We start from the raw sequence: 13,983 nt of genomic DNA, 5'->3' as shown, positions 1-13,983 counted from the left end.
ACCTAAAACCGTTTTGGATGTCAGAAAACCAAGTCAAAATGAATGTAACAAAAGATAAACGGTAGTTATTATCCCGAGTTCAGGTTATTTATAGAGGTGTATCACGTTTTCGATTCCGAAGAAGGGCCTCCGAAATCGGAATATTCGTAGTGCAATAGTCTAAATGCTTTGTTAACTCATTGAAAGTATTGTTTATTTAATTTTGGCATGCTTCTCGCTCTTAGTACTGAGTCTGTGAGGAGGAGTAATGGATTTAGTTAAACCAACAAAACCAAAAAACACTAAGCGCACGCTACTTGTTACGCTTGTGGTTGGACTGTTCATCAGTTTGCTATTGTGGCAGCAGCGTACATCCCATCTTAGTGTCGCCCGTACTGATATTTTGGTTGCACCAGTGCAGCAAGGGCCATTAACGCTCACCGTGGAGAGTTTTGGGGAGTTAAGAAGTGCAGAGCAAATGCTATTGAATGCTCAAAGTGCAGCGATTGTTAAGATGATCCGCCATAAAGCAGGGGCGGTGGTGAACAAAGGAGAAGTGATTGCACAGCTAGTGAGCCCAGATCTTACCTTGCAAGTGCAACAGGCCATGCAGGCGCTGCGTCAGTCTAAGGCAATGCGAGAGCAGTTGGTCTTGACCCAGCAACGGGAGTTACTCAATGAGCAAACTCAATTGATGCAAAAGCAAGGTGAACACAAAACCTTGGTACTGCGTCATGAAGCCGAGCAAAACCTAGCTAAAAAGGGCATTATCTCAGCACTTGATTTTGCCCAAACTAAGACGAGTTTAACCACCTTACAACATGAAATAGGCATGCTTCAGCAGCGCGCACAGCAACTGGAGGCGCTGCATGTGTCTGCGCTTGCTTTGGCCGATGAAGCTGTAGCCATCCGCAACCAAGAGTTGCAAAACCTACTCGAAAAGCAAGCACAGCTTACTATTCGTGCTAATACATCCGGTATGATTGAGCGTATGCCGCTGGCGTTGGGTCAGCGTTTAAACGTCGGCGATGAAGTTGCATTGATCGGCTCTAATCAATCCCTTGTCGCGGTACTCTCCGTGCCACAGTCGCAGGTTAGATGGGTTGAAAACGGACAAAACGTGGCGGTGAAAATGCAAACCAATGTGGTGCACGGCAAAGTGATCCGTATTGACCCTGTGGTGACCGATAACACAGTAGAGGTGGAGGTTAGTCTACCGCGTAACTTACCTAAGCAAGCACGGGCGCAGCTAAGTATCTCGGCGAGCATTGCCATAAACCATATACCGAATGCCACTTATGTACAAAGGCCTGCCAGCATTCAAGACAATCAAACTCACACCTTGTTTAAGGTAAATAGTGACAATACGGCTCAGCCTGTGGCAGTCCACTTTGGCGCTTCAACTGGGAAATATATTGTTATAGATTCTGGCGTGGAAGCCGGAAGTCAACTTATCATCTCTGATCTTGCACACCTTGCCAGTCTAGATGAAACGATTTCATTAAATTAGGAATATCAAAATGATAGTGCTGAAAAACATCAATAAAGTGTTCGAAACCGAAGAACTACAAACACATGCACTGAGAAATATTTCGCTAGAAATAGCGCAAGGAGACTTTATATCGATCTCCGGTCCATCTGGGTGTGGTAAGTCTACGTTGCTCTCAATCATGGGGCTAATAGACCGAGCCACTTCTGGTCAATACACCATTGGTTCGCACGATGTGACCACACTAACATTAGATCAAGCGGCAGAGTTGAGAAACGAACATATTGGCTTTGTTTTTCAGTCTTTTAATCTTATCGACGAAATATCAGTGTTTGATAATGTGGCGCTACCGCTGAAATATCGAGCAAAAAAACTTAGTAAATCTGAGGTAAAGCAGCGGGTCGACTCTTGCCTTAAAAAAGTAGGCTTATCACATCGAGCGCAGCACAAACCAGATCAGCTTTCTGGTGGACAGCAGCAACGTGTCGCTATTGCCCGTGCATTAGTGACTGAACCCAGTATTTTGTTAGTTGATGAACCGACCGGTAACCTAGACTCGAAAAGTGGCGATCAAGTCATGCAGCTTATCGCTGAGCTACATCAGCAAGGGACTACCATATGCATGGTGACCCATGACCCTCGTTATGCCGATATGGCACCAAAGCAGGTTAAGTTATTTGATGGCGAATTGCTTGGTACGGTGGCTAGTAATCGGCCTATTTTGCAGCAAGCAAAGTGAGGGAAGCATGAAACGAGTTAACTCAAACCCGCTTAGTATTTATCACATTGGTGTGGTGAGTACCTTGAGTTGTGTTTTTATTGTCATGCTTGTTGCAATGGGGATGTTACACAGCTTGTATTTTTCGCCACTTCCTTATCAAGACTCAGAACGTATCGTTAAGCTGGAATACCCCATGTTCGACGAAAATGGTAATGAGAGTAGTGAAGCATTTAACTATCCGTCATTGATGCATTTATACGAGCACCACCCAGAATCAATCGACCAGTTTGCACTGGTGCATTATGCGGAGCAATTGCTGACTTCACACACTCAAGCACCTAGGGTAGAAACGGCTTATGTATCGCCAGAGTGGTTTAGCGTTTTCGATATGCCGCTGGCGATGGGTAGGACGCTCACAGAGCCTACTCAGCAGAGCAACCCCGTTGCCGTATTAAGTTATGAGGCTTGGCAGACTCACTTTGATGGTGATCCTAATATTCTTAACAAAACACTAAAGCTCGATGCTCGCAGCTTCACCATAGTAGGGGTCGCAGCGCAGGGGTTTGACGAGCCTAACTTAAAAAAGCTATCGCATCAGACTGGTGTATGGTTACCGTGGCAATATAACTTAACCTCCGAGGAAGCAAAACCCTATTGGTGGAATCGATACCCGTTAAATCTATTAGTAGCAAAGTTAGCACCTGGGGTTACGCATGAACAGGTTTCACGCTCTCTCTCGAACGAAATGAACACTTTATGGCAAAGTAAGGTCAGTGAGAGTGAATATTTTGCTGATTGGCATATCGGGATCCGAGCGGTGCCATTGAAAACCATTATGCTTGGCAAGTCGCCCATTTTACTGTTTGGTATCTTTGTGGCATCGCTTGGTTTACTCGGTATTGCGCTTCTGAATATTAGTAACTTGCATCTTGCAAGGCTCAGCCAAATTCAACGGACATTGGCAATTCAAGCCGTTGTAGGGGCAAAAGTAAAAGACATCGCGCTGGCACAATGGTTGCCGTTGTTACGGTTATGCTTAGTCTCTGTGGTTATTGCTATCTGTGGTAGTTACTTTCTCTGTCAGTGGTTGCAACAGGTGTTGGTTGGCTTACTTCCACAGGCGCAATTGATAGCACTGACTTGGCAAAGCGTACTGGTTTTATGTGTGATTGCCTTGATTGTGAGTGGGTTATTGCTCTTTGGAGGGATGTCAGCTATTCGTTATCACCGGCTAACAGACACACTAAAACAAAGCGGTAAAGGTACTGCGGTAGTGGTCAGTGAGCGAGTCCAACGGCTTATGGCTATCAGCCAGCTCAGCATCTCAATACTATTGATTTTCTTCTGTTTAAAAGTGGGAATTGCTGCGTTTAGTCACCTACAAAAAAGCTATGCTGTTGATTTAGAGAATAAATATGAAATGGTGTTGTACGCACCTGACAATATGCCAGCTTCACAATACCGTCAAGTAATGCTGCAAGCCAGTGAGGCGTTGGCAGATTCCGCAGAGGTCATCGCGGTCAGCCGCAGTCGTTCCCCGATAGAGCTAAACACAGGTACTTGGTCGCTTCAAGAAGTTGAAACACTTGAGCGAGTGCACCCCGTTGGCCGAGTCATTGATAGTCGTTATCTTGAGTTTTTCTCGCTTGAGCTATTGCAAGGTCAGTTTTTCGATAGCGAAGCTGTACGGAAAGATGAACAACATTTAATCATTAATCAAACCTTTGCTGAGCAGCTTGGTGGAGTGGAACAAGCACTTGGCAAGCGCCTGAGTTTTAATATTACTGATGACAGCGCCGCATTTGAGATTATAGGTGTTGTTGCCGATCTTGTAGAGCCAGGCAAGCCATCGCTACCGCATGTTTACCGCGCGGTACAAGGGCGAAACAGCATACTACTGCAGACTACACATCCAGTCGAAAAAGCGCATTTTTCAGCCTTACTTGCGCAAGTACACCCAGCTTTAAAAATATTTAGCTTTAAGTCATTGGCTACTCAGCGAGCACAGTATTTATTGACCGATACCTTAGTAACCTACGGTGCATTGTTTATCTTGTTATTAGCGTTACTCTTGGTCGTTGTTGGGCTAGTTGGAATTTATCGATATGGACAGTCCCTTAGAGCTGCTCACTACGCGACAAAAATTGTGGTAGGGGCTAAGTTCCGAGACTTAAGAGCAGAGGCACTCTTTGCACATGCCCAACATGTGGCGATTGCACTAACCCTTGCTTTAGCAGGAGCGGTATTACTGTCTCCGTACTTTCAGCAGCCTTTTAATATGATTGATTTTTTAGTAGCCGCAAGTGGAATTATTGTGGTGTCTAGCGCGTGTCTGCTGATATCCCTGCAGCGACTTTTTCGTACGCCACTGAGTGTACTGCTCAACCGTTCTGCAACGATAAAGGAATCATGATGAGGTTCTGGCAAGAATTGATCAATAGGGTTAGGCTCAATCTCGTTTTGATAACGTTACTGAGTTTGTCTTTTGCTGCGCTGATGATGGGTATTGCCTTGTCATGGCATGCATATCAACCTTTGCCCTATCCTCACAGTGAGAGATTAGTGTGGCTACACACCGCGATGCTAGACGAAGAGCACCAAGTTATCATGGACCAAGCGATGTCTACACCTATTGCATGGCAGTTATCGCAAGACCAGCAGCTGTTTGAAAAGGCCTCTGCGGTATTTTATAACCAGAGCCTGTTGCGAGGAGCATTGGTTGAGCCCAAGGTATCGACCACTTATGTACATAGAGAGTTTTTCTCGTTGTTTGATATTTCACTCAAGCAGGGGAGATGGTTTACACAAACGGATACGCTGGGTGAAAGCGTTAATGAAGTCGTGGTTAGTGAGTGTTTTGCGCGGCAACATCTATCAAATAACAAGATAGTTGATCAAAAAATACAACTAGACGAACAGTATTTTACCGTGGTCGGGGTGGTTGCCTGCGACGATAAAGAGCCGCAGCTATTTCAATCCAACCAAAAGAGCGACATCTTTCTTCCTTTCTCTTTGGTTATGGGCAACGGGATTACCGATATGGATCACTTAGCCATTCGAGGCGATTTATTTCTCGTTGGGCTAAGAAGAAAGGATAACGTAACTGCTCAGTTAGCTTTACAGCAGACATATTTTCAAGCGGCATTTGAGCAGGCCCAAGTACAGCAAGCTTTGTCTAGTCGGGTAGAATTAAAATTTGCCGTTCAACCGCTAGTAGACAAGCTAAAAGGTCAACTGAAAACAACGACTCATTGGCTTGTCTTCGCTGGGGTAGCGCTACTACTGATCACCCTAGTTAATGTATTTTCATTGTATTTATTAGATTTTAAGTCAAAACAAGCGCAATTTGCGCTAGCTATTGCATTAGGTGCCAAACGGAGTCGATTAAAGCACACGCAGTGGCGTTACATTGCTGTGGTATTTTTGTTGTCATCCTGTGTGGCTGCATTGATTGCTCAGGGAGGGTTAACACTTTTCCGTGTGTGGACACAAGCAAGCTTAGCACATGTGACTTGGTTATCCGTACCGTGGTGGAGCATAGTAAGTGTGATTGCGTTTAGTCAGCTATGCGCATGGACATTTGTGTCATTGGCGATATCTCAAGTCTCATTTTCCGATATTCGTAGTCAACTCAGTGGGTCTGGTAAAGGGCAAACCAAACAATTACCTCATTGGATTAGTCAATCGCTGCTCTTTACCCAAATGAGCGTTGGGATTGTCACGATGAGTTTTGCGTTTTGGTTGCTGAGTTATTTTGCGAGTCAGTTACTGACCCCTAACGGCTTTAATTCCGATAACCTTTATTTTATAGAGCTTCAGCAAAGTAACTATGCCCGCACCAGTGAAGCGAACCAAGCGAGATATAACCAGGCAATGATTAATCTCGCAGCGCTTAAGAAGCACCCAGATATCGACAGTGCTGCGCTTGCTGGGGTAATGCCTCATGAATTTGTATTTTTGGAGCCATTAAGTCGCGGTGATGATGGCAGTGATGCAGTAACTGCTTACTTGCAATTGAGTGGCCCTGATTATTTTGCGACGACGAAGCAGCGCTTTACCGCAGGGCGTGGGTTTGAACAAGCTGATATGACCGCTACAGGTGCAGGGAAAAAGGTGATCATCAATGAGAAGTTAGCTGACATGTTGGCAGTGGACGGCAACGATATTGGCATTACGCTTTATGATAGGCGTCAGCGACCGGTCGAGTTAGTTGGTATCGTGGAAAATACCTTTAGTCACGGCCTACAAACACAAGCACTAGCGTATTTGCCCTTTAACTTTATCAGTGGAAATATCATCGTTCGTGCAAAAACAGATTCACCGCTACGTTTGAGTACCCTAACGCAGCTTTATAAACGAGAAAATCCAAGTCAGTCTATACTTAGGTTGGTAGATTTAAACCTGCGCATGCAGCAGCTTAATAAAACCGCCATGCTAAGCTTTTTTGCTGGGTTAGCGATAGCATTAATGATGCTATTACAGGTTGTTGCTGGCACGTACGGTTTACTCGGTTACCTAGCGATCCTCAGTGCGCCTGTTTTTAACATTAAACGTCTGGTTGGCGCGAAGATAAGGGATATTTTGCTAGAGCGGTGTAAAGCACGTGCTTATCTGTTGCTCACTGTGATCCTTTTCTCTTATGCCCTATCTTTGTTGGTTGGCAGTATCTTCGGCATTCTAACGATACAGTTAGGGATCTACATGCTGATTGCTAGCGTACTGATCGGCAGTATTGTTTTTGTACTTGAACTTCATCATGTTTCAAAGCAAATCAAACTTAGCACTAGCGCTAGTTTGTGACAAAAACCCTAAAAAGTTGTTATTGGGCTTGCGAAAGTGAGACTGAAATCGACAGTTTTATTGTGACTTAAGCTTACTTTAATTGTTTGAAATAACTAAATAATATGCCAGTCTTGAGTTGCGGGTCACTATGGTGTGTTTAAGGTGTAACAGATTCTTACAAATGTCACATCCGAGAACGCGCTAAACTTGTTACTATACGGTCAGGAAATTATCAATAGGTACTATCATGCAAGCTAAAACTTTAAAATGGATTCTACCCTTTACCGTGCTTATAGTGGGTGTTGTCGGCTTTAATGTCGTTAATGCAGTTGCTAAAAGTGAGCCTGAGAAACAAGAAATTGATTCTCGTCCTGTTGTTGAAGTTGAAACATTAGCCGCCCAAGATCACCAGGTAGTGATCCAAAGTTATGGCGAAGTAAAACCCCTTGAGAGCACCCAGCTTTCTATTCAGGTCTCTGGAGAGGTGGAATATTGGCACCCTAACTTTATTGAGGGTGGGGTAGTGCAAAAAGGTGAAGTGCTACTGCGTATCGAACAAGATAACTATGAAGCTGCATTACTACAAGCGGAAGCCGAGCTCGCCAGAGCGGAAGCACAGCTTATCGAAGAGCAAGCACAAGCGGAAGTGGCTGCTGATGAAGCGAGAAGATTTCCAAATAAAAAGCATACCGACCTATTTTTACGTAAACCACAAGTGATGAGTGCAAAGGCGTCTGTCAAGTCAGCCAAAGCAGCACTGCAACGTGCAAAAAGAGATCTTGAAAATTGTGAAGTGATCGCACCGTATAATGCATTGGTTGTGAAAAAAGACGTGGGCCTTGGCCAGTTTGTTTCTATGGGCAGTTCAGTGGGGGTGTTAAACAACATTGAAACTGCAGAAGTGATTATTCCGATTGCCGGGTTTGATTCGGTATTTCTGCCTGAGCGTGTTTCAGGGCTTGCTGCAACCGTGTATCAGCGCGGAGTAAATGCATTTAGCCGCGAAGCGGTAATCGACCGCGACTTAGGTATTGTTGACCAGCAAACACGTATGAACAACTTGGTGGTACGTATTGAAGACCCTTATGGACTAACAACGCGTCAGCCTGCGGTGAAGTATGGCACTTACGTTCAAGTCAGTTTCGCTGGCAAAACCTTAAAGCAGATTTATCGTTTGCCACAAGATATCGTCAACAACCAATCAGTTTGGTTACTAAACCAAGATAATCAACTAGAGCCTCGCAAGGTACAAGTGATCCGCGAAGAAGGTGAGTTTTTCTTGGTTGGTGAGGGAATTACTAGTCGCGATAAAGTGGTCATGACACCACCTGAATACCCACAGAAGGGCATGGAAGTGAAAGTTGCAGGCACGGACTCGTCATCAAAGCCAAGTAGTCAGCCGGAAAAGCTGTAACAGCAAGGAGCGACCATGAGTGATATAGAAAAAGCACCGCAGCGCGGCATTATCGCCTATTTTGCGAATAACACGGTAGCGGCAAACTTATTGATGGTATTTATACTGATAATGGGTCTTATCAGTTATATGACCATTCAAAGGCAAATGTTTCCAAACATCGAAATCAACTATGTGACGGTTTCGGCTGTATATCCGGGCGCCTCTCCTCAGGAAATTGAGGAAGGGATTTTGATCAAGATTGAAGAAGCATTAAAAGACGTTACAGAGATTAAAAAAGGAGTGTACCGAGCAGCCCGTGGCAGTGGTAGTGCGCAACTGGAGATCTACAAAGACGAAGACTTGACTGAAGTTGAGGATAAAATCCGTTCTAGAGTCAATAGTATTGCAACGTTTCCAGCATCTATGGAGCCGCCGCAAGTACAGCTCGTAGAGTTTCGTCAGGATGTGGTTAATATTGCTCTTGCAGGTAACCTGCCGTTAAGTGCGCTAAAGCCCATTGCGAAAGAGATAGAAGATGAACTGCTAGAGATTTCGACGATTTCGTTGGTAGACCGTTCGACTCCTGATTATGAAATTGGTATTGAAGTTGACCCAGATGCACTGCGTCGCTACAACCTAACGATTAGTGACGTGAGCAGTGCGATTAGGCGCTATTCGACCAATATTTCTGCCGGTCAAATTAGAACTGAATCTGGCATTATTGCGGTGCGTGTTGAAAACCAAATGTATCGTGGTAATGAGTTTAGGAACATTCCTGTCAAAGTAGGGGATAACGGCGCTAAGGTTTATCTGCAGGACATCGCAGAGATTAAAGATGGTTTAACCGAAGGTGAATATTACTTCCGTCTGAATGGTGAAAATGCGGTCTTCTTGTCGGTAAAAGCAACCAAAGAACAAAACATGATCCCAATCGCGCAAGCGGTGCACAAGTATATTGAAGAAAAGAACCAAACCTTACCTTCTGGCCTAAGGTTAGAGCCGATTGTTGATATGACTTACTATCTCAATGCTCGATTGGAAATGATGAAGAGCAATATGCTACAAGGGGCGTTATTGGTTGCAATCATGTTGACTATCTTCCTGCGCTTCAAGTTAGCGTTGTGGGTAATGATAGGCTTACCCGTTTGTTTCCTTGGGGCTTTCTTGTTTATGCCTCCTCTTGGGATCAGCATCAATATCGTCTCTTTGTTTGCCTTTATTATGGTATTGGGGATTGTGGTGGATGATGCCATTGTCATCGGGGAATCCGCCTATTCCGAAATAGAGCGTAATGGTCATAGTGTTAAAAACGTTGTGATTGGTGCCAAGCGCGTAGCCACGCCTGCCACGTTTGGTGTATTGACCACCATCGCGGTATTTGCGCCTATGATGTTTTCTTCAGGCCCCGAAAGCGCGTTTTTTAAATCTATTTCTGGGGTAATTATCCTATGTTTGATATTCAGCTTAATTGAATCTAAGTGGATTTTACCGGCGCATATCGCCCATACTAAAATCAAACCAATGCGCCCAAATAGTCGCAGAGCTGCGTTTAACAAAAAGTTCTTTGCCTTTGTAAATGGCCCATATAAGCGGTTTATTCAGCGTTGTGTGGACTGGCGTTGGACTGTACTGCTGAGCTTTATTGCTATGTTGGTGTTTAGCTTTAGCTTAGTGACGTCGAATCTTGTACGCTTTATTCCGTTCCCGAAAGTGCCTGAAGACTATCCGAAGATTGAAATCACAATGAATGATAACGTATCGGATGAGCAGACGATTGCTGCAATGCAGTCTATTGAGTTGATGGTACGTAATATCGATAAAGAGATCACCCAAGAGTTCGGTCAGGGCATGATTAAAGATGTGTATTCTTGGAACCAAAGCCGTACCAAGGGGTCAGTGCTATCGACTCTGGTAGATGAAGAGCTAAGGCCATTTACGGCATTTGAACTTGCACGTCGCTGGCGTGAAGCGATGCCTGAAATCACGGCGGTGAAGTCCATTATTGTATATGACAGTGTGGGTGATCAAAGCGGTGGTGAAGGTGAGTTTGGTTATCGTCTCCTCGGCTCTGATATTGATACGCTTAACGCCGCGGGTAGACAATTGATCTCGATGTTACAGCAGCAACCAGGGTTATTTGATATTAGTTCGAGTATTGACCCTGCCAGCAAAGAAATGCAAATTGCGTTAAAGCCAGTCGCTTATGAGCTTGGTTTACAGCTCGCTGATGTGGCGATCCAAGTTGGAAATAGCTTCTACGGCGGCGAAGCCCAGCGGGTGATCCGTGATGGTGAAGAGATTAAAGTGATGGTGCGCTACCCTGAGCTTGATCGTAAAGCCTTAGCTTCACTGAAGCGTACGATTATTACGACACCAAAAGGCAAAGAGGTAATGCTAGGTGATGTGGTTGAGTTTACCGAAAAGCCAGGTATTAACTATATTCGTCGTGAAGACGGGTTTAGGACGGTATACGTATACGGCAGTATCGATGAAGAGCTTATCGAACCAGATGAGGTGGTAAAGAACATCGAAGAAAACATCTTACCTGAGCTGTTAAAGCAATTCCCTGGCGTGAAAACTAAGCTCGGTGGTACGGTGGAAGAACGTCAAGCGCAAACCAGCGAACAGATCTTATTCTTTGCTGCGGGTATGCTGATGGTTTATATCTTATTAGCGGTACCACTGAAGAGTTATGCGCAACCACTGATTGTGATGTCGGTGATCCCGTTTAGCTTAGTTGGTGCGCTTTGGGGCCATTTAATATTTGGTTTAGATATGAGTACCATGTCGATGTTTGGTCTAGTTGCTGCAGCCGGGGTTGTGATCAATGATTCCTTGGTAATGACAGATTACATTAACCAAGCCCGTGCCCAGGGCGTTCGCATTAAAGATGCTGTAATTGAAGCGGGTTGTGCGCGTTTCAGGGCTATCACGCTGACCTCCATTACGACATTTGCTGGTGTAATGCCAATCATCTTTGAAACCAGCTTACAAGCACGATTTGTGATCCCAATGGCTGTCTCACTTGGATTTGCCGTGTTGTTCGCAACATTGATTACGCTCGTACTTGTACCTGCGCTATATATTATTTTAACGGATATACAGGCCGCAGGTTCACGCCTTAAAGCTAAAATCAGACGCAAACCAAAGTCTGATGACGAGCCGTTAAAGGAAGCGGAAGTGCAATAAATACGCACTATCGTTATGCAAACAAAAAGCCGAGCAGTAATGCTCGGCTTTTTTGTTTTGGAGTTACTGTATCAAGCATTTTGGTCTATCTTAAGCTCCCCACATACTCAGACACTTTAGATGATTGTTAACTCCTAAATTTGCTGTGATACACTGGCAAAAAATAACGAATTTAGGATGACAACTAGGTGATGGATAAAACACAACCGCTAGCCAAAAAGCAGCCGAAATCTTTGCTGCACCATAATCATGAGCGTATCGATAATTACTACTGGATGCGTGATGATGAGCGTAAAAGCCAAGAGGTATTGGCACACTTGGAAGCTGAGAATGAGTATTGTGAAGCGCAAATGGCACCCCACAAAGCACTGCAAACTCAGTTATTTGAGGAGATGAAAGGCCGCATTGTAAAAGATGACAGCTCCGTACCAGCTAAAGATGGCAACTACTGGTATGTCAGCGAAGTAAATGGCGATGACGAATACGCCAAACACTATCGCGCGTCACAAGAAGACTTGTCGGATAAAACTTTACTGCTGGACGTTAACCAGTTAGCGCAAGGTAATGAGTTTTACGATATCGGTGATATTACCGTAAGTCCTCACGAGCAATTACTGGCGTATAGCGAAGACACAGATGGTCGCCGTATTTACACCATTAAATTTCTCGATCTGAAAACAAACACACTGTTGCAAGACGTATTACACAATACGGAAGGACAAGTAGTGTGGGCTAATGACAATAAAACGGTCTTTTACGTTAAGAAAGATGAGCAAACCCTGCTGGGGTTTCAGGTTTATCGCCATGTGTTGGGCACGCCCCAAAGCGATGATATTTTGGTGTTTGAAGAGCAAGATCGTCAGTTTTACATGGGACTGGGGAAAAGTCGTGATGAAAGTGCGATTTTTATTTATCTTGCTGCGACAGAAACCAGCGATCAGCTAATACTGGATGCGAATGACCCGACTGGCGAATTTAAAACACTGATCCCAAGAGAGATAGGTCATGAATACGGCCTAGAGAAAATGGGGGATCATTATTACATTCTTAGTAACAAAGACGCCAAAAACTTCCGCTTGATGCGTGCAACCTCTGATACCGTTGGTAATGTGGCGCTTTGGGAAGAATTAGTGGCCCACCGTGAGCATGTGCTGTTAGAAGGTTTAGAGTTATTTGACAGTCATTTTGTAGTTACCGAGCGGGAGCAGGGGCAGATCCGCTTTGTTGTTCACGATTATCTGGGGCAAAGTTACCACTTAGGCTTTGATGATGCGTGTTATTTTGCCACTATCGGTAATAACCCTGAGCCAAGTTCAAGCCACATTCGTATTCATTATTCTAGTATGACGACGCCAAGTTCGGTGTACGATTGTGATTTAGTGACAGGGAAGAAAGTACTTAAAAAACAACAGCAAGTATTAGGTGATTTCAAACCTGAATATTACCATTCAGAGCGTCTGCACATTACCGCGCGTGATGGTGTTAACGTGCCTGTCTCGCTGGTATATCGCAAAGATATGTTTAATCAGGATGGGAGCAATCCACTGCTACAGTATGGCTATGGTTCCTACGGTATTACGATTGATCCTAACTTCTCAAGCCAAATATTGAGTTTGTTAGACAGAGGTTTTGTGTATGCAATTGCGCATATTAGAGGCTCTGAAATGCTTGGTCGTGAATGGTATGAACAAGGTAAAAAAGCCCATAAACAAAATACCTTCAACGACTTTATTGATGTAACTAAGGCCTTGGTCGAGCGCAGCTATGGTCACAAGGATAAAATATTTGCATCAGGAGGGAGTGCTGGTGGTCTGTTAATGGGAGCTATCGCAAACCAAGCGCCTGAATGCTATCTAGGCTTAGGATGTCATGTGCCATTTTTAGATGTGCTTACTACCATGTTAGATGAGTCTATTCCGCTGACGACGAATGAATATGATGAATGGGGTAATCCGAATAATGAAGCTGATTATCACACTATTTTGGCCTACTCTCCATACGACAATATCGAGGCTAAAGCATATCCAAATATTCTGGTTACAACGGGCCTTCATGATTCTCAGGTACAGTATTGGGAGCCTATGAAGTGGGTGGCCAAGTTGCGTGAATATAAAACGGATGATAATTTGTTGATTTTTAAGACAGATATGGAAGCAGGACATGGCGGTGCATCTGGTCGCTTTAAAAGCTTGCACGAAAGGGCACTAGAAATGGCATTCTTTATCAGCTTATTGGATGCAAAGTAAGGCGCTTTTATAAGATCGCGAGGTAAACTCGCTCCCACAGAGTGAATACTCTGGTAGCAGCCGCTTTACGCGGCGAGCCGTGAAGAGGTCGTGAGGTAAACTCGCTCCCATAGAGTGAATACCCTGGTAGCAGCCGTTTTACGCGGCGAGCCGTGAAGAGAGCGCGAGGTACACTCGCTCC

Annotated in this window: 7 protein-coding genes; all 7 read left to right on the top strand. The window is 44.5% G+C overall.

Going from position 1 to position 13,983, the window contains the following annotated elements; all coding sequences use genetic code 11:
- Positions 1–247 precede the first annotated feature (247 nt).
- The 7 genes from CEX98_RS16155 to CEX98_RS16125 all read left to right on the top strand — a co-directional run bounded on the left by CEX98_RS16155 (position 248) and on the right by CEX98_RS16125 (position 13,802).
- Positions 248–1,489, top strand: coding sequence for an efflux RND transporter periplasmic adaptor subunit (locus CEX98_RS16155; protein WP_099643062.1), 1,242 nt, complete (start codon positions 248–250; stop codon positions 1,487–1,489).
- A 10-nt stretch (positions 1,490–1,499) separates the two neighbouring features.
- Positions 1,500–2,207, top strand: a complete 708-nt coding sequence (locus CEX98_RS16150; RefSeq protein ID WP_099643061.1) for an ABC transporter ATP-binding protein — start codon at positions 1,500–1,502, stop codon at positions 2,205–2,207.
- Positions 2,208–2,214: 7 nt separating this feature from the next.
- On the top strand, positions 2,215–4,602 hold the full coding sequence (locus CEX98_RS16145; RefSeq protein WP_099643060.1) for an ABC transporter permease: 2,388 nt from the start codon (positions 2,215–2,217) through the stop codon (positions 4,600–4,602).
- Complete coding sequence (locus CEX98_RS16140) at positions 4,599–6,989, top strand: ABC transporter permease (RefSeq protein WP_242441734.1); 2,391 nt, start codon at positions 4,599–4,601, stop codon at positions 6,987–6,989. The genes CEX98_RS16145 and CEX98_RS16140 overlap by 4 nt, the downstream gene beginning before the upstream one ends.
- Before the next feature lie 229 nt (positions 6,990–7,218).
- A complete protein-coding gene (locus CEX98_RS16135) occupies positions 7,219–8,385 on the top strand; it encodes an efflux RND transporter periplasmic adaptor subunit (protein ID WP_099643058.1) in 1,167 nt (388 codons plus the stop codon).
- Positions 8,386–8,400: 15 nt separating this feature from the next.
- A complete protein-coding gene (locus CEX98_RS16130; protein ID WP_099643057.1) occupies positions 8,401–11,556 on the top strand; it encodes an efflux RND transporter permease subunit in 3,156 nt (1,051 codons plus the stop codon).
- Positions 11,557–11,747: 191 nt separating this feature from the next.
- Positions 11,748–13,802 (top strand): S9 family peptidase, encoded by a 2,055-nt coding sequence (locus CEX98_RS16125; protein ID WP_099643056.1) that lies wholly within the window; start codon positions 11,748–11,750, stop codon positions 13,800–13,802.
- The last annotated feature ends 181 nt before the right edge of the window (positions 13,803–13,983 follow it).

Source organism: Pseudoalteromonas piscicida, assembly GCF_002744175.1.
In the GTDB taxonomy this organism is placed as follows: Bacteria; Pseudomonadota; Gammaproteobacteria; order Enterobacterales; family Alteromonadaceae; genus Pseudoalteromonas; species Pseudoalteromonas piscicida_B.
Note: the sequence above shows the minus strand (reverse complement) of the source record. Positions and strands in the feature narration are given on the sequence as shown.

Excerpts from the sequence above, each read along its gene's own strand:
- CEX98_RS16155 (WP_099643062.1), top strand. The coding sequence starts at position 248 with ATGGATTTAGTTAAACCAACAAAACCAAAAAACACTAAGCGCACGCTA.
- CEX98_RS16150 (WP_099643061.1), top strand. The coding sequence starts at position 1,500 with ATGATAGTGCTGAAAAACATCAATAAAGTGTTCGAAACCGAAGAACTA.
- CEX98_RS16145 (WP_099643060.1), top strand. The coding sequence starts at position 2,215 with ATGAAACGAGTTAACTCAAACCCGCTTAGTATTTATCACATTGGTGTG.
- CEX98_RS16140 (WP_242441734.1), top strand. The coding sequence starts at position 4,599 with ATGATGAGGTTCTGGCAAGAATTGATCAATAGGGTTAGGCTCAATCTC.
- CEX98_RS16135 (WP_099643058.1), top strand. The coding sequence starts at position 7,219 with ATGCAAGCTAAAACTTTAAAATGGATTCTACCCTTTACCGTGCTTATA.
- CEX98_RS16130 (WP_099643057.1), top strand. The coding sequence starts at position 8,401 with ATGAGTGATATAGAAAAAGCACCGCAGCGCGGCATTATCGCCTATTTT.
- CEX98_RS16125 (WP_099643056.1), top strand. The coding sequence starts at position 11,748 with ATGGATAAAACACAACCGCTAGCCAAAAAGCAGCCGAAATCTTTGCTG.